The sequence below is a fragment of the Streptomyces sp. RKAG337 genome (assembly GCF_023701715.1).
In the GTDB taxonomy this organism is placed as follows: Bacteria; Actinomycetota; Actinomycetes; order Streptomycetales; family Streptomycetaceae; genus Actinacidiphila.
In genome coordinates this window covers 2,877,587-2,899,453 of sequence record NZ_JAJOZA010000001.1, presented here as the reverse complement: position 1 = coordinate 2,899,453, position 21,867 = coordinate 2,877,587, and the positions used below count along the sequence as shown (strand labels likewise).

The 21,867-nt window shown below is 71.1% G+C and carries 19 protein-coding genes; 14 read left to right on the top strand and 5 right to left on the bottom strand.

The genetic code is table 11. From position 1 onward, the window contains the following. Positions 1 to 11 precede the first annotated feature (11 nt). From LNW73_RS12535 to LNW73_RS12520, 4 genes are all read left to right on the top strand, one after another. On the top strand, positions 12 to 1,976 hold the full coding sequence (locus tag LNW73_RS12535) for a serine/threonine-protein kinase (RefSeq protein ID WP_250989974.1): 1,965 nt from the start codon (positions 12 to 14) through the stop codon (positions 1,974 to 1,976). 52 nt (positions 1,977 to 2,028) lie between these two features. Beyond that, positions 2,029 to 3,648: a serine/threonine-protein kinase gene (locus tag LNW73_RS12530; protein ID WP_250989973.1), complete on the top strand. Its 1,620-nt coding sequence runs from the start codon at positions 2,029 to 2,031 to the stop codon at positions 3,646 to 3,648. A 131-nt stretch (positions 3,649 to 3,779) separates the two neighbouring features. After that, positions 3,780 to 5,390 carry a succinic semialdehyde dehydrogenase gene (locus LNW73_RS12525; RefSeq protein WP_250989972.1) on the top strand — a complete coding sequence of 537 codons (1,611 nt, stop codon included), beginning with the start codon at positions 3,780 to 3,782 and terminating at the stop codon, positions 5,388 to 5,390. A 61-nt stretch (positions 5,391 to 5,451) separates the two neighbouring features. Beyond that, entirely contained in the window at positions 5,452 to 7,239 is a 1,788-nt protein-coding gene (locus LNW73_RS12520; protein WP_250989971.1) for a GMC oxidoreductase, read from the top strand. An 81-nt stretch (positions 7,240 to 7,320) separates the two neighbouring features. On the opposite strand, the gene LNW73_RS12515 is transcribed toward LNW73_RS12520, so the two are convergent. Continuing rightward, entirely contained in the window at positions 7,321 to 8,319 is a 999-nt protein-coding gene (locus LNW73_RS12515; RefSeq protein WP_250989970.1) for an LPXTG cell wall anchor domain-containing protein, read from the bottom strand. A 624-nt stretch (positions 8,320 to 8,943) separates the two neighbouring features. Beyond that, positions 8,944 to 9,255: a chorismate mutase gene (locus LNW73_RS12510; RefSeq protein WP_250977315.1), complete on the bottom strand. Its 312-nt coding sequence runs from the start codon at positions 9,253 to 9,255 to the stop codon at positions 8,944 to 8,946. 307 nt (positions 9,256 to 9,562) lie between these two features. Between LNW73_RS12510 and guaA the strand changes: the two genes are divergently transcribed. The 3 genes from guaA to LNW73_RS12495 all read left to right on the top strand — a co-directional run bounded on the left by guaA (position 9,563) and on the right by LNW73_RS12495 (position 12,797). Further along, positions 9,563 to 11,158, top strand: a complete 1,596-nt coding sequence (gene guaA / locus LNW73_RS12505) for a glutamine-hydrolyzing GMP synthase (protein ID WP_250977316.1) — start codon at positions 9,563 to 9,565, stop codon at positions 11,156 to 11,158. A 138-nt stretch (positions 11,159 to 11,296) separates the two neighbouring features. Continuing rightward, entirely contained in the window at positions 11,297 to 12,115 is an 819-nt protein-coding gene (locus LNW73_RS12500; protein ID WP_250977317.1) for a class II aldolase/adducin family protein, read from the top strand. 136 nt (positions 12,116 to 12,251) lie between these two features. Then, complete coding sequence (locus LNW73_RS12495; protein WP_250989969.1) at positions 12,252 to 12,797, top strand: DoxX family protein; 546 nt, start codon at positions 12,252 to 12,254, stop codon at positions 12,795 to 12,797. A gap of 119 nt (positions 12,798 to 12,916) precedes the next feature. Here the strand turns inward: LNW73_RS12495 and LNW73_RS35960 are convergent, their stop codons facing one another. Further along, positions 12,917 to 14,221, bottom strand: coding sequence for a PspC domain-containing protein (locus LNW73_RS35960; RefSeq protein ID WP_285391011.1), 1,305 nt, complete (start codon positions 14,219 to 14,221; stop codon positions 12,917 to 12,919). A gap of 187 nt (positions 14,222 to 14,408) precedes the next feature. Here LNW73_RS35960 and LNW73_RS12485 point away from each other — a divergent pair, with 187 nt between their 5' ends. After that, positions 14,409 to 15,689: a PspC domain-containing protein gene (locus LNW73_RS12485; RefSeq protein WP_250989968.1), complete on the top strand. Its 1,281-nt coding sequence runs from the start codon at positions 14,409 to 14,411 to the stop codon at positions 15,687 to 15,689. Beyond that, positions 15,686 to 16,357 (top strand): LuxR C-terminal-related transcriptional regulator, encoded by a 672-nt coding sequence (locus LNW73_RS12480; RefSeq protein ID WP_250977320.1) that lies wholly within the window; start codon positions 15,686 to 15,688, stop codon positions 16,355 to 16,357. Before LNW73_RS12485 ends, LNW73_RS12480 begins: the two co-directional genes overlap by 4 nt. An 822-nt stretch (positions 16,358 to 17,179) precedes the next feature. Here LNW73_RS12480 and LNW73_RS12475 read toward each other — a convergent pair. Beyond that, positions 17,180 to 17,644: an ATP-binding protein gene (locus LNW73_RS12475; protein ID WP_285391008.1), complete on the bottom strand. Its 465-nt coding sequence runs from the start codon at positions 17,642 to 17,644 to the stop codon at positions 17,180 to 17,182. Between the two features lie 94 nt (positions 17,645 to 17,738). On the opposite strand from LNW73_RS12475, the gene LNW73_RS12470 reads away from it, so the two are divergent. From LNW73_RS12470 to LNW73_RS12450, 5 genes are all read left to right on the top strand, one after another. After that, a complete protein-coding gene (locus LNW73_RS12470; RefSeq protein ID WP_250989966.1) occupies positions 17,739 to 18,548 on the top strand; it encodes a helix-turn-helix domain-containing protein in 810 nt (269 codons plus the stop codon). Beyond that, on the top strand, positions 18,545 to 18,796 hold the full coding sequence (locus LNW73_RS12465) for a DUF397 domain-containing protein (RefSeq protein ID WP_250989965.1): 252 nt from the start codon (positions 18,545 to 18,547) through the stop codon (positions 18,794 to 18,796). Before LNW73_RS12470 ends, LNW73_RS12465 begins: the two co-directional genes overlap by 4 nt. A gap of 302 nt (positions 18,797 to 19,098) precedes the next feature. Beyond that, entirely contained in the window at positions 19,099 to 19,962 is an 864-nt protein-coding gene (locus LNW73_RS12460) for a hypothetical protein (protein ID WP_250989964.1), read from the top strand. 155 nt (positions 19,963 to 20,117) lie between these two features. Beyond that, complete coding sequence (locus LNW73_RS12455; protein WP_250989963.1) at positions 20,118 to 20,423, top strand: hypothetical protein; 306 nt, start codon at positions 20,118 to 20,120, stop codon at positions 20,421 to 20,423. Further along, positions 20,416 to 20,682 (top strand): hypothetical protein, encoded by a 267-nt coding sequence (locus LNW73_RS12450; RefSeq protein ID WP_250989962.1) that lies wholly within the window; start codon positions 20,416 to 20,418, stop codon positions 20,680 to 20,682. Before LNW73_RS12455 ends, LNW73_RS12450 begins: the two co-directional genes overlap by 8 nt. Before the next feature lie 9 nt (positions 20,683 to 20,691). Here the strand turns inward: LNW73_RS12450 and LNW73_RS12445 are convergent, their stop codons facing one another. Then, positions 20,692 to 21,765, bottom strand: coding sequence for a C40 family peptidase (locus LNW73_RS12445; RefSeq protein WP_250989961.1), 1,074 nt, complete (start codon positions 21,763 to 21,765; stop codon positions 20,692 to 20,694). Between the last annotated feature and the right edge of the window lie 102 nt (positions 21,766 to 21,867).

The window sequence follows — 21,867 nt, the reverse complement described above, 5'->3', positions numbered from 1 at the left end:
GGGGAGGCGTCGTGGACGAATACGCGGGTCGCGTACTCGCCGACCGCTACCGCCTGCCCCGGCCACCCGCGGACGAGTACGAACTGGTCGAAACGCGCGCCTTCGACACGTACAGCGGCCAGGAGGTCCTGGTCCGCCAGGTACTGCTGCCGGAGATCGTCAGCGCGGAACTGATGAGCCCGGGGCAGTACGGTGACCAGCCGGGCCACGGCCAGGACCGTACGAGCGACAGCGCGCAGCGCGCGCTGGACGCCGCGCGGGCCGCCGCCGCGATACCCGATCACCCGCGCCTGGTGCAGGTCTTCGACATCTTCGTCGAGGACGGCAGCCTGTGGATCGCCAGCGAGCTGGTCAACGCCCGGCCGCTCGCGTCGTTACTCGTCGACAAGCGGCTCGGCCACTACCGCGCCGCCGAGGTCGCCTCGGACGTGCTCGTCGCGCTGCGCGTCCTGCACGCCTACGGCTGGACCCACCGCAACGTCACCGCCAGCACCGTCCTGGTCTGCGACGACGGCCGCGCCATGCTGTCCGGCCTGGCGGCCGGTGCCGCGCAGGAGGCGCTCTGCGGCTACGACCCGGTCCCGGCCGAGGTGATGGCCGGAGGGAACGGCGCCGGCTGGGGCGGACCCGACTCCGCGCTGGAGCAGGAGCGGGCCCGGCAGGCCCGCATCACCGTCGTCGGCCCGGTCACCGAGCGCTGGGCGCCGGAACAGGCCACCCCCGTCCATGAGAACTGGCAGCTGGCGCCGCCCGTCGGCCCCGCGGCCGACCTGTGGGCGCTGGGCTCGCTGCTCTTCCGCAGCGTCCAGGGCCACCCGCCGTTTCCCGAGGAGAGCACCCCGGAGCTCGTCCAGCTGGTCTGCGCGGAACCGCCCGCCTTCGCCGAGGAGAGCGGACCGCTGCGGCCCATCGTCGAGTCGCTGCTGCGCCCCGACCCCGAGGAGCGCCCGGACTTCGACGAACTGGAGGGCTGGCTGCGCTCCTTGATCCGGTCCGCGCCCGAGCCCGACCTGGGGCTGCGGACGGTGCCGGTCCCGACGGATCCCCGCAAGCTGCCGATCGTCCGGCGCAGGGGCGAGCTGGTCCGCCGCCGCAGGTCCGCGGCGGCCGCGGCGGCCGCCGCCTCCGCCGAGGGGCTCTCCGGGACGACCCACCGGCGCCATGCGCGGGCGAAGCAGGAGCGGTCGGCCCGGCAGGTGAACCAGGCGCAGTCGACCCGGACGAACGGGCCGCAGCAGAAGGCGCCGAGGGAACGGGCGCCGCGCAGTCTGGGCGCCCGCCTGCTCATCCTCGTGCTGCTCCTGCTGGTCGCGGTGGTGGTGTACGCGCTGGTGATGATGCCGCGCAACACCACCGACGACGGCAGCCAGGCAGGTTCGACGACCCGGACGGTCCCGGCGCAGATGCCGGGCTCCGGCTCGGACGACAAGACCAGCGGCAAGGCGCCGACCACCGCCCCGACGTCCGCGAAGCCGCCGCCCACCACCCGGCCCCCGGCGACGAGCGCACCGCCGGCCACCGATCTCGGCGGCGACTTCGCGCTGCGCACGGACGACACGGGCTTCACGGTCGCCGTGCACACCGGCTGGCAGCGGCAGGGCAAGAACGCCCAGGACCAGGTCCGGTACACCGGCGGGGACTTCCAGCTGATCGTCGTCCCCGGCCGCGACGCGGCGTCCGACGCGGGCACTGACCCGATGGCGTACCAGTCCAACGAACCCGAGCTGGCGCCGTTCCGCGCCTCGCAGTGGGCCTCGGCCGGCGCGCTGCGGACGCTCGACGTGGGCGGATCGCCCGCGGCGGAGGGCGAGTACAGCTGGCGGGACGGCAACGGCCACCAGGTCTACGCCCGCAATCTCGCGGTGCTCCAGGACGGCAAGTACCACCTGGTCCTGGTGATCGGTCCGGACGATCAACGGGCCGACGTCCAGCGCATCTTCGACAAGGCGGCCGAGACCTACCGTCCGGCGGACTGACCGCCGGGCGGCCCAACCGCAGGCGCCGGGAGGCGTGCGGCATGATGGGCGCATGGCGAACGACGGGGGATACGCCGCGCCCTCGGCCCCGCGGATGCCCGGGCCGATCGCCGGCCGTTACCGGATCACCGGGCGGCTGGGCCGCGGCGGTATGGGCACCGTGTGGCGGGCGACCGACGAGTTGCTGGACCGGCAGGTCGCGGTCAAGGAGCTGCACTTCAACGAGGACCTGTCCGAGGCCGAGCAGCAGCTGTACCGGGACCGCGCGCTGCGTGAGGCCCGGAGTGTGGCGCAGATCCGGCACCCGCATGTCGTCGTCCTGCACGACGTGGTCGAGCAGGACGGCCGGCCGTGGATCGTGATGGAGCTGATCGACGGCCGCTCGCTGTCGGACGTGCTCGCCAAGGACGGCCCGGTGGGGCCGCGCGAGGCGGCCAGGATCGGCGCCGCGGTGGCGGGTGCGCTGCACGCCGCGCACGAGCGCGGGGTGCTGCACCGGGACATCAAGCCGGCGAACGTCCTGATCGAGCGGGAGACCGGGCGGGTCGTGCTCACCGACTTCGGGATCGCGCGGGTGTCGGGAACGACGACACTGACCGAGACCGGGGTGTTCGTCGGTTCGCCCGAGTACACCTCGCCGGAGCGGATGTCCGGGGCGGTGGCGGGGCCGGAGTCCGATCTGTGGTCGGTGGGTGTGCTGCTGTGCGCGTCCGTCGACGGGCACTCGCCGTTCCGCCGCGATTCGATCGGCGGGGTGCTGCACGCCGTCGTCTACGACGAGATCCGCCCGCCCGCGAGCGCGGGCCCGCTGCTGCCGGTCGTCAGCGCGCTGCTCGAACGTGACACCGGCCGCCGGATGGGAGCGCCGGCGGCGGAGCTGTGGCTGCGCACGTACGCCGAGACCGGCGAGGCGACGGAGACGGGACACGTCCCGACCGTCACCCAGGACACCGTGGTCCCGCCGGATCCGGTCCTGGAACCGGCCCAGGACCCGACCCCGCCGCTGACCCCTTCACCGTTCCCCGCCGCCTTCCCCGGGTCCTCCAAGAGCCGGAAGTCCCGCAGGGGAGTACTGGCGGGCGCGCTGCTCGCACTGGTCGTCGGGGGTGGGGTGGCGGCCGCCGTACTGACGATGAACGGTGCCGACGGCAGCGCGAACACCGCGACGAAGCCCTCATCGCAGCCGCCGTCGGCCACGCACACCACGCCGTCCGTCAGACCGAGCCCCACCCCGGTCCCGGCCGGGTTCCGTACCGTCACCGACACGTCGGGCTTCTCCGTCGTGCTCCCCACCGGTTACGACCGGTCGGTCGATCCGCCGCGGATCTACTACTACTCGCCCGGCAAGGAGTTCCGGTTCGGCGTCCGCAACGAGAAGCCGGACCCGAACGGCCCGATGGCGGTGATGACCGCGCAGCACCGCGCGGGCGCCGGCGCGTACAAGGGGTACCGGGACGGGTTCGTCACCGGGACGACGAAGGACGGCGGGCCCGCCGCGCTCTGGGAGTTCACCTGGGACGGCTATCCGGGCGGCGGCGCGCGCCGGACGTTCGACCTGTGCTGGACGGAGAACGGCCGGCAGTACGACATCTGGGTCTCGTCGCCGGTGGAGAAGTCGGAGCAGGGACGTCAGACCTTCGACACGGCGCGGAACACGTTCACACCGCGCTGACCGGGCGGGGCATGCTCTGAGCTGCGGAAATCAAGATCGCGCCAGCGATTGCTGGCTTAATTGTGCTCGTCAGGTGAAAAGTAGCTACTGATGGGTACCCAGAGGCGCCCATCAGCCGTAATCTCGCCGATATGACGGACTCGCTCGGCACCACGCGCCCCACCGACGGCAACCCGGCGGCACCCACCACCGCCAGAGGAGCCCAGGACGTCGTCACCCCCGACCTCGTCGCGCGGCTCACGCGGGGCGTCATCGGCAGCGGCCGCACCAGCAACCACACCCCGCTCACCGGCGAGAAGCTCGCCGACCTCCCGGAGGCCACTCCTGACGAGGTCGGCACCGCCTTCGAGCGGGCCCGCGCCGCCCAGCACGCCTGGGCCGCCACGCCGGTACGGCAGCGCGCCGCCGTGCTGCTGCGCTTCCACGACCTGGTGCTCAGCCGGCAGAGCGAGGTCCTCGACCTCATCCAGCTGGAGACCGGCAAGGCCCGGCTGCACGCCCACGAAGAGGTCCAGGCCGTCGTCATGGCCGCCCGCCACTACGGGCGCCGGGCCCCCGCGTACCTCAAGCCCAAGGGCCACGGCGGTGCCGTTCCCATCCTGACCAAGGTGGTCGAGCTGCGCCAGCCGCGCGGCGTCGTCGGACAGATCGCGCCCTGGAACTACCCGTTCGAGCTGTCGGTCGGTGACGCGCTCCCCGCCTTCGCCGCGGGCAACGCCGTCGTCATGAAGCCCGACACCGAGACCGCGCTCACCGCGCTGTGGGCGCGCGAGCAGCTCATCGAGGCCGGGCTGCCCGCCGACGTGTGGCAGATCGTGATCGGCGACGGCCCGGTCATCGGCCCGGCGCTCGTCGAGCACGCCGACTACGTCTCCTTCACCGGCTCCACCCGCACCGGCCGCGAGGTCGCCCAGCGCGCCGCCGCCCGGCTGATCGGCGTCTCCCTCGAACTCGGCGGCAAGAACGCCATGCTGGTGCTGCGCGACGCCGACCTCGACAAGGCCGCGGAAGGCGCCGTCCGCGCCTGCTTCGCCTCCGCCGGTCAGCTCTGCGTCTCCATCGAGCGGCTCTTCGTCGACGAGTCCGTCGCCGACGCCTTCCTGGAGAAGTTCACCGCCCGCACCAGGGCGCTCAAGCTCGGCACCGCCCTCGCCTTCGGCGCCGGCATGGGATCGCTGGCCGGCGAGCGCCAGCTGGAGACCGTCAGCCGGCACGTCGACGAGGCCCGCTCCAAGGGCGCCACCGTCCTGACCGGCGGCCAGGCCCGCCCGGACATCGGCCCCTACGTCTACGAGCCGACGATCCTGGACGGGGTCGAGTCGCCGATGTCGGTCTGCACCGAGGAGACCTTCGGCCCGGTCGTCTCCGTCTACCGGTTCCGCGACGAGGACGAGGCCGTCGAGCGCGCCAACGCCACCCCGTACGGCCTCAACTCGTCCGTCTGGACCAAGGACACCCGCCGCGGCGGCCGCATCGGCGCCCGGCTGCGCTCCGGGACCGTCAACGTCAACGAGGGCTACGCCCCCGCGTACGGCAGCGTCCAGGCCCCGATGGGCGGCATGAAGGACTCCGGACTCGGCCGCCGGCACGGCTCCGAGGGCATCCTCAAGTTCACCGAGGCACAGACCGTCGCGACGCAGCGGCTGCTGCCGATGGCGCCGTCGATGGGCATGGACGACGAGAAGTACGCCGCCTTCATGAGCCGTTCACTGCGCGCGATGAAGGTGTTCCGGCTGCGCTGATCCCGCAGAGGGCGGCGCTTGTGAAGGCAGTTCGAAGGCAACATCCGCTACGGAGGAACCTGTGTCGCGTGACCTGCCCGGCTACGACTACGACGTCATCGTCATCGGCTCCGGCTTCGGGGGCTCGGTGTCCGCGCTGCGCCTCACGGAGAAGGGCTACCGCGTCGGCGTCCTCGAAGCCGGGCGCCGCTTCACGCGCGAGACGCTGCCCAAGAACTCCTGGGACGTCCGCAACTTCCTCTGGGCGCCGTCGCTCGGCCTCTACGGCATCCAGCGCATCCACCTGCTGAACAACGTCCTCGTGCTGGCCGGCGCGGGCGTCGGCGGCGGATCGCTGAACTACGCCAACACGCTGTACGTGCCGCCGCAGGCATTCTTCGACGACCGCCAGTGGGGCCATATCACCGACTGGCAGGCGGAGCTCAAGCCGTACTACGACCAGGCCCAGCGCATGCTCGGCGTCCGGCTCAACCCCACGCTCACCCCCTCCGACGTGCACCTGAAGGCCGCCGCCGAGAAGATGGGCGTCGGCGACACGTTCCACATGGCGCCGGTCGGCGTCTTCTTCGGGGACGGCCAGGACGCCGGCGGCGAGGCGAAGGCCGAGCCCGGCGGCGAGGTCGCGGACCCGTACTTCGGCGGCGCCGGCCCGTCGCGGCGCGCGTGCACCGAGTGCGGTGAGTGCATGACCGGCTGCCGGCACGGCGCCAAGAACACCCTCAACGAGAACTACCTGCACCTTGCCGAGAAGGCCGGCGCCGTCATCCACCCCATGACGACCGTCGTCGGCCTCTCCGAGGACCCCGCGGGCGGCTACCGCGTCGCGACCGCGCCCACCGACAAGAAGCGCAAGGGCAAGCGGCGCGTGCTGCGCGCCCGGCAGATCGTCGTCGCCGCCGGCACGTACGGCACCCAGACGCTGCTGCACACCATGCGCGACGCGGGCGAACTCCCCGGCATCTCCGCCCGGCTCGGCGAACTCACCCGCACCAACTCCGAGGCGCTGGTCGGCGCCCAGACCGACAACCGCCGCTACCGCAAGGCGCACGGCGCGGCGAAGGTCGACTTCACCAAGGGCGTCGCGATCACGTCCTCGATCCACCCCGACGCCAACACCCACATCGAGCCGGTCCGCTACGGCAAGGGCTCCAACTCCATGGGCGCCCTCACCATCCTCCAGATTCCGCACGACACCCGCGCCCCCAAGGCGCTCGCCTTCGCCGCGGCCTGCGCGCGCCACCCGATGCTCACGTTGCGCTCGCTGTCCAACCGCCGCTGGTCGGAGCGCACCATCATCGGCCTGGTCATGCAGTCGCTGGACAACTCGCTGACCACGTACCGCAAGCCCAAGGGCCTGGGCAAGGGACTGCTCACCGCCAAGCAGGGCCACGGCGCGCCCAACCCCGAGCACATCCCCGAGGGTGCCGAGGCCGCCCGGCTCATCGCCGAGGAGATCAACGGCTTCGCGGGCAGCAACGTGGGCGAGCTCATGGGGACGCCGCTGACCGCCCACTTCCTCGGCGGCTGCGCCATCGGCGAGGACGCCGAGCACGGTGTGATCGACCCGTACCACCGGCTCTACGGGCACCCGGGCATCCATGTCGTCGACGGCGCCGCCGTCTCCGCCAACCTCGGGGTGAACCCGTCGCTCACGATCACCGCCCAGGCCGAGCGGGCGATGTCGTTCTGGCCCAACAACGGCGACGAGGACACCCGCCCCACCCAGGGCGAGGCCTACGTACGCCTGCCGGCGGTGGAACCGCGGACCCCGGCCGTCCCGGAGGACGCCTTCGCCGCACTGCGCCTGCCACTGCTGCCCGTGCCGCCGATCCCGCCGAAGCAGGTCTGACCCCCTCGGACACGTGAAGGGCCGCACCCCGACCGGGGTGCGGCCCTTCACACGGCTCCGGGACTCAGCCGGTCAAACGGTTCAGACGGTGGAGCCGGCCTTGCGGCGGCGCACGACGAACATCGCGCCGACGCCGACCGCGACGGCCGCGCCGCCCGCGAGGGCGAGCTGCGGCATGGCGGAGGAGGAACCGGTCGCGGCCAGGCGGCCCTCCGGGGTCACCTGGGTGGTGTTGGCGGGCTTCACCGCGGGAAGCGGCTTCGAGCCACCGGTCTGCGGCTTGGAGTCCGGCACGTGGCCCGGCTTGGTGTGGGCCTTCAGGATGTTGAACTCGTAGAAGTTCTTACCGCTGGAGAAGACGCAGTCGCCCTTGCCGTCGGCGTAGGCGCCGATGGCGATCACGAAGCCGAAGCCCGCGGGGGTCGAGGCGTCGGCAGCGATGCGCAGGCTCAGCTTGAACTTCTCGTGGGCGCGGACATCGGTCCAGCCCAGGCCGCCGAAGTCCGGGTTCGTGTCGTTGAGCGAGACGTTCTGCCAGACACCGGTGCCGGGGTTCTTGAACTCCAGCTTCAGGTGCCGGGAGGTGTCCGAGAAGTCCTTGCCGCTGGCAGCGGCGGCGAAGGCGCCGAAGTCGACGCGCTTGTAGCTCTTGGCGGAGTTGTTCGCGATGTCGATGGTGAGGCCGTGCCAGCCGCTGCCCGCGACGATCTTCGAGGGCAGGCCACTGAGGGTCGTGGTGAACGTCTTGTCCACCGGCAGGTCATCGGAGGACCCGTCGCTGGTGTCCGTGCACTTGGCCGGGGTCGTCGGGACCGTCGGCGAGTTGGAGGGGCTCGGCGTGGCCGAGGTGGTCGGCTTGGCCGATGCGGTGGCCGTCGCGGTGGCCGTGGCGGTCGCGGTCGGGGTGGCCGTCGGGGTCGCCGTCGGCGTGGCCGTGGCGTCCGGGGTGGCCGATGCGGTCGCGGACGCGTCAGCGCCGGGGACCGTGGTGTCGGCGAAGGCGCTGGTGGCGGAGAGAAGTGCGGCGGGCGCTATGACAGCGGTCGCGGCGACGGTCACCAGAGTGCGGCGGAGCTTCATGCGAGACCTCTCGGGTCTGAAAAAGAGCTGGAGAAGCCGCCGCGGGAGGGGTCACGCAGGACGGCTGAGCTGATCGTATGACCAGGTCAGAGCCGAGAGGTGTGCCATTTCGATAACGCGGAACCGCTGAGGGAGAGGTCGGCACCGGACAGATCGGCGCAAACTTTGGCAGTTGCCCACGCTTGCCGGGATTTCGCTGTGACGTATGTCATGCCGCTTCGGCAGGGGTGGCCGGGCGATGGGGACGGGACAGGCCGTACTCCGATCGGGGGTCGGAGGGGCGTTTCCGGGGGTGCGGATGAGTAGGGTGGGTTTCGCAGAGCGGCCGGATCCCAGCGTCCTGGGAGCCGACCGCCTCTTTGGAGTTGCGACCGAGCAGCTGTCCCCTGCTGCCCGGTCACGGAGCACGGAGCGAGGTCCCACGGCCTGCCGCACGAATGGGCAGGCCTCATCGCTCCGCATTGATACCCCGCTCAGCTGCGTCTGAGCGGCATCCTGTTCGTCCACGCGTGGTTGTGGTCGACCGCCCCTGGCTGGCACGGACACCCCATCCAACGAAGCCGCCCCCGGGCCGGTCACGTGCCGTACGGGTGATGCCGCCCGAACGGGCGATCCGCAGAAACGTCACACGCGGCCGCGGCACAGCTCCAGCAGGGTCATCGCGAGGGTCGTCCCGGGCCGGCCCAGCTCATCGCTGAAGTGGTTCAGCACCTCCATCTCGCGGGACAGGTTCACCCGCCGGCCGCCCGAGCCGATGCGGGCCCGCTGGATCTCCGCCGAGACGGCCATCCGTTCCGTGACCAGCGCGATGATCCGGGTGTCGAGATCGTCGATCCGGCCGCGCGCCCCCGTGATGAGGGCCACCGCCTCGTCCGTGCGTGCTCCGGTTTCGGCGGGGGCCGGGGCGGTGGCGACTGCTGCTGACTGGGTGCTCATCGTGAGGTCTCCTGTGATGACTGGGCCGGACCGGACCCGGAGACGACAGACGCCCCGGACCGAAAGGTCCGGGGCGCCTGGGAAGTCGCTTGTCAGTAGCTCAAGCAGCACGACCATGGCAGCCGGACCAGCCGGTGCCATAGGTAAACGCGAAGATCGCGGAGTGCGTGCTCGAGGACATGCGGACCAGTATGGCGACGGGCACGCCGGGTAGCCAGCCGCCGACCGGATGGTGAGACGGGAGCGCCCTCGTGGAAACGGTAGAATCAGGGTCCGATCCCTCGTACATAACGCCGGAAGGCCGCCCGTGGCATCAGCGACCCCAGCCGCCCCCGACCACACCCCGGACGTCGTCCTGGTAGTGGACTTCGGAGCGCAGTACGCCCAGCTCATCGCCCGACGCGTCCGCGAGGCCCGGGTCTACAGCGAGATCGTCCCCAGCACCATGCCGGTGGACGAGATGCTCGCGAAGAACCCGAAGGCGATCATCCTCTCCGGCGGTCCGTCGTCGGTCTACGCCGAGGGCGCGCCCTCGCTCGACAAGGCGATCTTCGAGGCCGGGGTCCCGGTCTTCGGCATGTGCTACGGCTTCCAGCTGATGGCGGTGGCGCTCGGCGGCACCGTCGACGACAACGGTGCGCGTGAGTACGGCCGCACCGCGCTGTCCGTGAGCAAGCCCGGCTCGACGCTCTTCGAGGGCACCCCAACCGAGCAGTCCGTGTGGATGTCGCACGGCGACGCGTGCTCGGCGGCGCCCGCCGGCTTCGCCGTCACCGCCTCCACCGACGTGGTGCCGGTCGCCGCCTTCGAGGACGACGCGCGCAAGCTGTACGGCGTCCAGTACCACCCCGAGGTGCTGCACTCCACGCACGGCCAGCAGATCCTGGAGCACTTCCTGTACCGCGGCGCGGGCATCGCGCCGGACTGGACGACCACGAACGTCGTCGAGGAGCAGGTCGCGGCGATCCGCGCCCAGGTCGGCACCAAGCGCGCGATCTGCGGGCTCTCGGGCGGTGTGGACTCCTCGGTGGCCGCGGCCATCGTGCAGAAGGCCATCGGCTCCCAGCTGACCTGCGTGTACGTCGACCACGGGCTGCAGCGCAAGGGCGAGTCCGAGCAGGTCGAGAAGGACTTCGTCGCGGCCACCGGCGTGCAGCTGAAGGTCGTCGACGCGGAGGAGCGCTTCCTGACCGCGCTCGCCGGCGTCACCGACCCGGAGACCAAGCGGAAGATCATCGGCCGCGAGTTCATCCGCGTCTTCGAGCAGGCCCAGGCCGAGCTCGTCGCCGAGGCGGGCGCGGCCGGCGAGGACGTCGCCTTCCTGGTGCAGGGCACCCTGTACCCGGACGTCGTCGAGTCCGGCGGCGGCACCGGCACCGCCAACATCAAGTCGCACCACAACGTGGGCGGGCTCCCCGACGACATCGAGTTCGAGCTGATCGAGCCGCTGCGCCAGCTCTTCAAGGACGAAGTCCGGATGGTCGGCCAGGAGCTGGGCCTGCCGGAGGAGATCGTCCAGCGCCAGCCGTTCCCCGGCCCCGGCCTCGGCATCCGGATCGTCGGCGAGGTCACCAAGGAGCGTCTGGACCTGCTGCGCGAGGCGGACTTCATCGCTCGCGAGGAGCTCACCGCGGCCGGCCTCGACCGGGAGATCTGGCAGTGCCCGGTGGTCCTGCTCGCCGACGTCCGCTCGGTCGGCGTCCAGGGCGACGGCCGCACCTACGGTCACCCGATCGTGCTGCGCCCGGTCTCCTCGGAGGACGCCATGACCGCCGACTGGTCGCGGCTGCCGTACGACGTCCTCGCCAAGATCTCCACCCGCATCACGAACGAGGTCGCCGACGTCAACCGCGTCGTCCTCGACGTGACGAGCAAGCCGCCGGGCACCATCGAGTGGGAGTGACCTCCCGCTGAGCCCCGGGCCGTGTCGTCGCACGGTCGCCGCGCCGCCCCTCCTGCCTGCTGGGAGGGGCGGCGCCGTCGTTCCCGGACTCGCTCCGCACTCTGTTCTTCTCGCTTACCGCGCGGTAGCTTCCGCTGCATGGCCGACTTCCTCCCGCAGCCCGCACAAGGGCGCACGCCGCCGCAGCCGATACCCACCGAGCAGCTGCACTTCGCGCTGCCGCAGACGTTCACCACCACCGACGACGAGCGGCAGCACCGCAAGGAGCGGCTGGTGGCCGCGCTGCGGCTGTTCGGGCGGTTCGGGTTCGAGGAGGGCGTGGCCGGGCACATCACGGCGCGCGACCCGGAGTTCACCGACCATTTCTGGGTCAATCCGTTCGGGATGAGCTTCAAGCTCGTCACCGTCAGCGATCTGATCCTGGTCAACCACGCGGGCCAGGTCGTCGAGGGCCGCTTCCACGTCAATCAGGCGGCGTTCGCGATCCACGCGCAGGTGCACCAGGCGCGCCCCGACGTGATCGCCGCCGCGCACAGCCACTCGACGTACGGGCGGGCGCTGTCGTCGCTCGGTGAGCTGCTGGACCCGATCACCCAGGACGTCTGCGCGTTCTACGAGGACCACGCGCTGTTCGACGACTACACGGGCGTCGTGGTCGACGAGGAGGAGGGCCGCCGGATCGCGGAGGCGCTCGGGCCGCACAAGGCCGTCATCCTGCGCAACCACGGGCTGCTGACGGTCGGCGACTCGGTCGACGCGGCGGCGTGGTGGTTCATCACGATGGAGCGGTCCTGCCAGGTGCAGCTGACCGCCCGGGCGGCCGGGAAGCCGGTGCTGATCGACCACGAGAGCGCCGTCCACACCCGTGGCCAGCTGGGCAACGATCTCGTCGCCTGGATCAACTATCAGCCGCTCTACCAGCAGATCTCGCGCAGCGAGCCCGATCTCTTCGGCTAGCCACGACTCGATGGCCTGATTCGCCGGGAACTGAGTCGGATCCCAGCGGTATACGTATCTCCCCATAAGAGAGCCGTACGTGAAGAATCGTTTCCATTCCTGGGGGGGACGCGTACGGCGGGAGAGGCGGGACATCATGCTCCGAACCTGGCGGGAGGCCGCGTCGCGCTATGCGCTGATGCCGCTGCGGATCTTCCTCGGCGTGACCTTCATCTACGCGTCGCTCGACAAGCTCACCGGCTCCGCGTTCTTCACCGATTCCGCGCCGGGATCGCTGGTCGGCACCCTGCACGGGGTGCGCGACAGCGCCGCGATCCCGGCGATGGTCGATCTCGCGCTCAAGGCGCCGCACGCCTTCGGGTACGCCATCGCCTTCGGCGAGCTGGCCGTCGGCATCGGCATCCTGATCGGCCTGTTCGGCCGCCTCGCCGCGCTCGGCGGCGCCGCGATCTCGCTCAGCCTGTGGCTGACGGTCAGCTGGGCCACCGATCCCTACTACTACGGCAACGACCTGGTGTACCTGATGGCCTGGCTGCCGCTGGTCCTCGCCGGGACCCCGCTGCTGTCCGCCGACGGGCTCATCGCCTCACGCCGCCGGTCCGCCGGCACGCCGCTCCCGCCGTCGGACCAGGCGGCTGATCACCGACGTCACCGCGGCGAAAGCCAGACCGCCCGCCGCTAGGGCCACCGTCAGCGGCCGGGACGGGTCCCAGCCGCCGGCGGCGTCCAGCAGGAACACCGTCGCGAGGCCCAGCAGTACCAGTCCCATCACGAGGGACGCGGGCTCGAATCCATGCCGTTTCACCGGACCACCCTCAGTTGTCCCGCGCCCACCTCGACGTGGAGTTCGATCGTGCCGGTCGACGGGACGCCCGCGTCCGGTCCGAAGACCACCTGGCTGTGCTCGTCCGACTGGATGCGCACCCCGTGGTTGACCTTGCCCGGGAGCTGAATCTCGCCGAAGCCCATCTGGTAGGTGAGCCGCACGGTGGCGTTCCTCGGCAGCCGGACCTCGGCCCGGCCCGCACCGACCTCCAGCTCGGTCGTGACGGTCTTCCCGCCGAGCGGCAGCGCGGTCAGATCGAGCAGGCCGTGTCCGCTGCCCTGTTCGTAGTGCGGCTGGAGGCCGGCGACGGCCACCGGCCGCCAGTCCGTCGTCGCCCAGTCCGTGGTCATGCTCTTGGGGACGGCGGCGGCGCCCACCAGCAGCGCGATCGTCAGCACGGCCCAGAAGGCCGTACCGCCCCTCGCCCGGCCGGTCCAGGCACTGAGGACGAAGGCCAGGCCGAAGACGGCCAGCGCGGACGCCAGCCCGATCTCCAGGGCCGTACCGAGCGGGTGCCCGTGCCAGGACGCCGCCGTACCGACCGCGCCCGCCATCAGCGCCACGAAGAACGCCAGCACGCCCAGCCAGGACGACTCCCGCCGGGCCGCGGACTTCCTGGCCCGCCAGGCCTTGCGGTCCTGCTCCTCGTACGGGCCGTCGTCCGGCCCCCACAGGTAGCCCGTGGAGCTGCTCACGCCGGCCGAGAAGTCCTTGGTCAGCGGATCGCGCCACCACGACGGGGTCACGGGGCTCGGCGGCGCCTGCGCGGCCGGCGGGGCGTCGGCGGCCGGTCCGGCCGCCACCGCGCTCGCCTCGCCGTCGAGCTGGGCGCGGCGGCGCTGCTGCGACCAGTAGACGGCACCCACCACGGCGGCCAGCAGCAGGATCGAGAACCCCTGGTCGGTGCCGTTGCCGAGCATCGACGCGTACAGGCCGCAGCCGACCAGCGCGACGAGCACGGCGGTCAGCGCCGTCCCCTCGACCCGGCCGGACAGCATCCGGTGCGCCTCGCTCTGGTCCTCGCCCTCCTGCGGGATGACCAGCCAGGCCATGCCGTAGACGATCAGGCCGATACCGCCGGTGAGCGACAGCACGGCCAGCACGATCCGGAAGATCACCGGATCGAGCTCGAAGTAACGGCCCGCGCCGTCGCACACACCCGCGACCACCCGGCGGCGGCTGCGAACGATGCGGCGCCGGGCCGGGGGTTCCGGTGCGTCCGGAAGATCCGGGGTGGCGTCGGCCTCGGCCTCGAAGGCCGGCCTGCTGTCCTGCGTCATGCCTCCATGGTGGCGGCCCCGGCCGCTCTCCGGCACCAGGTGCAACCCTGGCCGATCCCTGAGCTGACCCCCAGGGGCCGGGTCGGTGGGGCCCCCGGGCACCCGGGCCCCTGGTCCCAGGGGGTCAGGGTGACCTCCGGGAGGAACCCTGATGCCCGGAGCGGCCCTGGCGTGTGACGATCGGGGTATGCCAGCCACCACCCCTGCTCCTGCGACGGGCGCGTCCTACCTGAAGCCGCCCGACCCGGCGGACCCGCCGGCGCGCAAGCTCTACCGCAGCTCCGAGGGCCGGATGGTCGGCGGAGTGGCGCGCGGGCTCGCGGGGCACCTCGGGCTGCCGGTGTCGTGGGTGCGTGTGGTGTTCGTGGTGCTCGCGACGTTCAACGGCCTCGGCATCCTGCTCTACGCGCTCTTCTGGTTCTTCGTGCCGCTCGGCGTCGGCGGGGTGAGCGAGGCCAAGGAACCGCGTGACGCCAAGTCCTGGCTGGCCGGGCGGCGGCCCGACAAGGGCCAGATCCTCGCGCTCATCGCGCTGTTCATCGGCCTCGGCGTGCTCGTCAGCAATCTGAACCTGGGCGCCGCCAACGCCGCCATCTGGCCGCTGCTCGTCATCGGCCTCGGCGTCGCCCTCGTCTGGCGGCAGGCCGACAACGCCCGCCGCAGCCGCTGGGTCGAGATGAGCCAGGGCAAGCGGTTCTGGCCGATCGCCCGTGGCGCCGCCGGCGTGCTGCTGGTCGGGGCCGGGGTCACCGGCTTCCTGGTGGTGCGCAGTTCCGGCAGCCACCTCGGCGGCATCCTGCAGGCGGCGCTCGCCGTGCTGGTCGGGGTGGCCCTGATCGCCGGGCCCTACCTCGTACGCCTGACCCAGGACCTGTCCGCCGAGCGGCTGATGCGCATCCGGGCCCAGGAGCGTGCCGAAGTCGCCGCGCACGTCCACGACTCGGTACTGCACACCCTCACCCTCATCCAACGCAACGCCGAGGACCCGCGCGAGGTCGCCCGCCTCGCCCGTGCTCAGGAGCGTGAGCTGCGGGCCTGGCTGTACCGGCCGGAGGGAACGGGAAAGGAGGACGAGCCGACGAACCTCGCCGACGCCGTACGCAAGGCCGCCGCCGAGGTGGAGGACGCCCACGGGGTGCCCGTCGAGGTCGTCTGCGTCGGCGACTGCCCGCTGGACGACAATCTGGTCGCACAGATGGCAGCCGCACGCGAGGCAATGGTGAACGCGGCCAAGTACGGTGGCGACGAAGCGGTTCAGGTGTACGCCGAGGTCGAGGAGCGCAAGGTCTTCGTGTCCGTGAGGGACCGGGGGCCCGGATTCGACCTCGACCAGGTGCCGGACGACCGCATGGGCGTCCGGCAGTCGATCATCGGCCGGATGCAGCGGAACGGCGGCGAGGCGCGACTGCGCAGCGCACCGGGCGGGGGCACGGAAGTGGAACTCGAAATGGAGAGGGTGGCGTCATGACTGAGGACCGACGCGTAAGGGTCGTGCTCGTCGACGACCACCGGATGTTCAGGACCGGTGTCCAGGCCGAGATCGGCGAGACCGAACGCACGGGCGTCGAGGTCGTCGGCGAGGCCGCCGACGTGGACCAGGCCGTCACGGTCATCACCGCCACCCGCCCCGAGGTCGTCCTCCTGGACGTCCACCTCCCCGGCGGCGGCGGCGTCGAAGTGCTGCGGCGCTGCGCACCGCTCATGGGCGACGCGGAGCGGCCCGTCCGCTTCCTGGCGCTGTCGGTCTCCGACGCCGCCGACGACGTCATCGGCGTCATCCGCGGCGGTGCGCGCGGCTACGTCACCAAGACCATCACCGGCCCGGATCTGGTCTCCTCGATCTTCCGGGTCTCCGACGGCGACGCCGTCTTCTCCCCGCGGCTGGCCGGCTTCGTCCTCGACGCCTTCGCCTCGACGGACGCCCCGCCGGTCGACGAGGACCTGGACCGCCTCACGGTGCGCGAACGGGAGGTGCTGCGGCTCATCGCGCGCGGCTACGCGTACAAGGAGATCGCCAAGCAGCTCTTCATCTCGGTGAAGACGGTCGAATCGCATGTCTCGGCGGTACTCAGGAAGCTGCAGCTGTCCAACCGGCACGAGCTCACGCGGTGGGCGACGGCACGGCGCCTGGTCTGACCGCTCATGGTCCGAGGCCGGCGGTCCGAGGCCGTCGGGTTCAACGGCCTCGGCGCGGGCTCGGGCGCGGGCCTACGGCTCAGGCGGCCGGGGCCGGGGTCGGGTCCGTGAGGTCGTCGATGACCAGGTCGGAGAGCCGGACCTGGTACCAGACGTCCTGGCTGGTGCCGCGGCCCACCTCTCGGTGATGATGATCTTGGTGTGGGTGGCGGTGCTGTGCTTTCCGTCGTCGACCAGGTCTTGGGCATCTCGTTCTTGCGGAGGACGGGGTCCAGCTTGTGCTCGGAGCTCCAGGTGCCGAGGGCGTCGTCGAGTTCGGTGGTCATGTACTCCTCGCGGATCTGCGGCGGGGTCTTGCCCTCGTTCTGGTGGCCCTCTACGGCGTCCTGGTAGTCCTGGAAGAAGCTGGCGACCTGCATGTCCGCGCGCGAGGTCATCCGCGCGGTCGCGGCCGATACGGCCTGCCGGCTGTGCGCCTCAGCCTGGGCCTGTGCGGGGAGGGTGAGCAGACCGGCGCCGACGACCAGTGCGGTGGTGCAGGCGCCGATCACGGCGCCGCGCAGCTTCGTACGGTGGAACATGCGGAACTCCCTGGAAATGGGCTAAAGGGGACACGGCACTGAAGCAGCACGTCCCAGCCCTCCGATAGGGCCCATTCAGGTGCGCCCGGGCGGCGGGCCCGCGCAGACGGGTGGACGGCTCCGTCCACCCCATGGGAAGAACGGTTTCCGCGCACCCCAGGCTGAGCCACCGTCAGAACCACCCGCACGGCCGGTGGTACGAGCAGAACACGCCCACCGGGTGCGAGGAATCCAAAGGCCGTCACGGCCTCGGCGGCTGTGCGGCGAGTCCGGCGTGGAGGGTGAGTTCGAACCACACCGTCTTACCGATCCCGCAGGGGCGGGGGTGGGTGTTCCAGGTGTCGGCCAGGGCCGCGACGAGGGCGAGGCCACGGCCGGACTCGTCGTCCGGGGAGGAGCGGCGGAGCCGGGGAAGTTCGTTCCCCGCGTCCGAGACCTCGACGCGGAGCGTCGTGCCGGAGAGCAGGCAGCGCGCGCTGATCTCCCGGCCGGGCGACGCGTGCCCGTGACGGCAGGCGTTCGTCATCAGCTCGCTGAGGAGAAGGACGGCGGTCTCCGCCGCGTCCTCGGGGACCCGCCATGAACTCACCTTGTGTCGTAGGAGAGTTCGCGCGCGGCCGACGCTTCGGGGATGGGACGGCAGGCGCCACTCGATGTCCTGGGGGAGGCCGCCGGGTCGTGTGACCGGGGAAGTTCCGACGTTCATGGGTCACACCGTGGCGGGCGGGGCATAGCCTCGGCAGTAACGACGCGAGTACGTACCGTAGCCGTACCCATCGGGTACCGGAGAGGCGGAGCACATGACGAACGGCGAGTCCCCGCCCCCGATGGCGTGGCGCTACTGCGGCAACCAGATCAAGCTCTGGCGGACGCGGGCGGCGATCACGAGGGAGGAGCTGGGCAAGGAGGCGGGCTACGAGTACGAGTCCGTGAAGTCGATGGAACAGGGACGGCGGAAGCCGACGCTCAAGATCCTGGAAGTCGCGGACGAGATGTGTGGTGCCCACGGGTTATTGCTGGCAGCGCAGGACTATCTGAAGCCGGAGCGGTTCCCCTCGTACTCCCAGGACTACATGCGGTACGAGGCCGAGGCGGTCGTCCTCAGTTGGTATGAGGCCCAGTTCATCCCGGGACTGCTCCAGACGGAGGAGTACGCGCGGACGCTGATCGGCTCCTACTGGCCGCCGTTGGATGACGAAACGGTTGAAGAACGAGTCGCAGCGCGGCTGGCGCGACACAGTCTGCTGGAGAAGCAGACGAAATCCTTCAACTTCGTGATCGCGGAGTCGGCGCTGCGCCACCCCATCGGGGACTTGGAGGAACACCGGCATCAGCTTCGGCATCTGCTGGCAGCAGGCACCCCTCGCCACGTCACCATCCAGGTCCTGAGGGTTGGAGGATCCCATCCCGGACTTAGCGGGCCGTTTGTTCTGCTGGAGACTCCTGACCACGATCAACTTGCCTATGAGGAAGGCCAGATGATGGGCATTCTCTATGCGGAGCCGGTTAAGGTCAGCGTCCTCGCACAGCGCCATGCAATGATCCTTCGGCAGGCTCTCCGGCCCGAGGAGTCGGTGCAGTTCATCAGAGCGTTGGTGGAGGAACTATGAGCAATGAATCGGCGTGGTTCACGTCCAGCTATAGCAACGCCGAGGGTGGCGCCTGCATCGAAGTCGCCCTCTCCTGGAGCAAGTCCAGCCACAGCGGCAACTACGACGCCCAGTGCGTCGAGGTCGCCGCCTGTCCCACCACCGTCCACGTCCGCGATTCCAAGGACAAGGCCGGCCCGCAGCTCGCCTTCGGGCCCGACGCCTGGGCGGCGTTTGTGGCGTTCGCGGGCGCGCAGTCTGTCGCGTAGTCCCGAAGCTCGGAGGGCGAGCTTCGGGCCCCGGGGTTCGAGCGCTGCTTGCAAGGAATGGGTGGTTCGGTAGAACCCACCCACCCTCCCTGTGTATGTCCAACTCCCGCGCCGACCAGCGCTGATGACTCTTTCGGTGACAGGTCGCGACGACGCGCTCACACGGTGTAGCGTGCGCCACAAGAAACAACCCCCGCCGGTGTTAGAGCACCAGACGGGGGTTTGACCAACGCGATCGATTCGGACTCGACCTCATGGCTGTTGCCGATTTTAGCGCTGCCCCGCCCCTGTCCGCGCCCCCGATGGCCACTCCCGGCTACGGCAAGCGCTCCGCCCCAGGGCAACGGCCGCACAGCGGCTCCGATTTCACCCGTCTGCCGTACCGCGAGGCGTCGATCGCCGCGTACATCGACCGGATGCCGGACGGCGCGGCCGTCGATGTGAAGACGCTTGCCAGGGATCTGCCGGCCTATGGGCAGCAGGCCGTGCGGACGGCGCTCAACGCGTTGTCGGCGGCCGGGCATCTGCGCCGGATCAGGGAGACGGTCGGTGAGGGCCGTTCGCAGTGGGTGTCCCGGACGTACTTCTCGCGGACGGCCCGCAGCGACGACTGGTGGGCCGCCTTCGTGGCGGGCGACGTGCCGGATGACGAGGCGTCGCCCGCGCCTCCGGTGCGGCCGACAGTCACCACGACCGTCCCCGTACAGGCTGCCGCACCCCGCCCCGCGCGTTCCGAGGCGTACGAGGCGCTCGCCGCGCTCGGCCGGACCGATCCCCGAATGATGCTCTCCGCCGCCGATTGCGCGGCGTTGGAACCATTCGCCGCCGAGTGGCTGGCGCGCGGGGTCCGGGGGCCGCAGTTCGTGTACGCGCTCACGGCCGGGCTACCGCCCCACGTGCATTGCGCGGGGGCGCTGGCGCGCAGGCGGCTCAGCGACAAGATGCCGCCCGAGGTCGTCGCCGTCGCTGTCGTCGTGCCGCGAATTTTGGAGTGCACGCGGTGCGGCGTGCCGGGGCGCCCGGAGGCGTTGTCCGGCGGCCTGTGCCGCTGCTGCCGGGGCGATGCCCCGCCTCCCGGTTCGGACGGACCGTCCGCCGCCGAAATCCGTGCCCGCGTGGATCGGCTGCGGACCGTCATCCGCGCAAAGGGAAGGAGCCGCACATGAGCGTGCCGTGGAACAGACACGAGAGGCCGGCGAGCTGTGCCGGGCAGAGCATGCCTGCGCTGCGTCTGGCGCACAATGGACCCACGGTCGACTCATCGATGGGTCGGGCGAGCCGTAGGACCGCGATTACCTCGGTACTGGTCGAGGAGGGCCGTATGACCGCACAGCCCGTGCACCCGCATGAGCCCGGGGAACCGAGAGTTCCCCGGACGATCGACGGCATCGCCGACGCACTCGGTGGCGCACGTCGGATGGAGTTCTACCGTGAGATCGGCCGGGCGCAGGCAGGCTCGGAACTGGAGCACGTCCTGGCCACGTGGTGGGGGCAGGCCATGCTCGACACCGATCCGCAGCGGGAGCGGATCATCGCGGCGGCCGAAGAGGGCACTCTGCGGACGGTGACTCTTGATGAGGTCGTCCGACGACGCAGGGCCGGCGGCGGAGAGATGCCCGGTGAGTGAGGAAGATCTTTGGCCGGTGGAGCCGTCGGAGGCAGTAGTCGATGCGCTCGCCGACCCGGTACTACCTGTCGAGTTGTTTTCGAAGGTCTTCGCTCTCACGGTGGCGATCGCGGAAGACCCATGGCTCAAAGACAGCTCGGTCGCGGTCCAGGGCGGCCATTGGCGAACGGTGCCGATCCCGGACGGTGGCGGCATCGTGGAGTATTTGATCATCGAAGCCGAGCACCGGGTGATCCTCACCCGGATCTTCCCGTTCTGACCCTGGCGGTCAGGACGGCCGGCTCGCGCCCGCGAACGGCATTTCGTTGATCGGGGCGATGCGGACCGGGGCGCCCGGGTGGGGGGCGTGGATCATCTGGCCGTTGCCGATGTAGAGGCCGACGTGGCTGATGCCGGAGTAGAAGAAGACCAGGTCACCGGGTTGGAGTTGGGACTCGGAGACGCGCTGGCCGGCGTTGATCTGGGTGTACGTGGTGCGGGGGAGTGAGACGCCCGCGGCCTTCCAGGCGGCTTGGGTGAGGCCGGAGCAGTCGTAGGAGGACGGTCCGGTGGCGCCCCAGACGTACGGGAGGCCGAGGGCGCTGTAGGCGAAGGCGACGGCCTGGGCGGCGCGGGCGGAGGGGGCCTGGATGTCGCCGGGGGCGATCGGGACGCGGTCGGTGGAGCGGTCGGCGTGCTGGGTGCCGGATGACGTCCCGGTGCCGTCGCCGCCGTCGTCCACGCTGGCCCGCTGGGCGGCCGTGAGGCGGTCCAGGAGGGCCTGGGCGTCATGGAGCTTGGTCTCGATGGTGCGCTTGTGCTCCGCGAGCTTCGTCTGGGCTTCGCTGAGGGCGGCGAGTTTGGCGTCCGCCGCGTCGTGCGTCGTGCCGATCTCCCGCTGCTGCTCGCCGAGGGTGCGCAGGATGTCGGCCTCGCGGCCGCTCACCTGGTCGATGAGGGCGGCACGTTCGAGATACGTGTCGGGGGTGGAGTCCAGGGCGAGCTGCATGGCCGGGTCGATGCCGCCCGAGCGGTACTGCGCGGCGGCGATGGCGCCGATCTGGTCGCGGGTGGCGTTGAGCCGGGCGGTCTTGCGGGCCATCTCGTCCTGGAGCCTGCCCAGGCCGGCGCGGGCGTCGTCGGCCGCCTCCTTGGCGCCGTTGTACTGCTCGGTGGCCTGCTCCGCCTGCTCGTACAGGGCGTCGACCTGGGTCTTGACCTCGCCGACGCTGAGCTGCGGGTCGGCGTGGCCGGTCTCGCCGAAGGCGGTGACCGACGCGGCTCCCGCCATGGCGAGGGTGGCCGCGGTTCGTGCGGTGGTTCCGGTGAGTGAGCGCTGCTTGGGCTTTCTGTGCGACGCCACGCGGCCGTCACTCCTTTGTGCCTAGCGGGTGCCCGCCTGCTGGGACCTCGATCCGGCGGCGTCCGCACGGGGAAGCGGAACACCGCCGGATCTTCGGCGGGG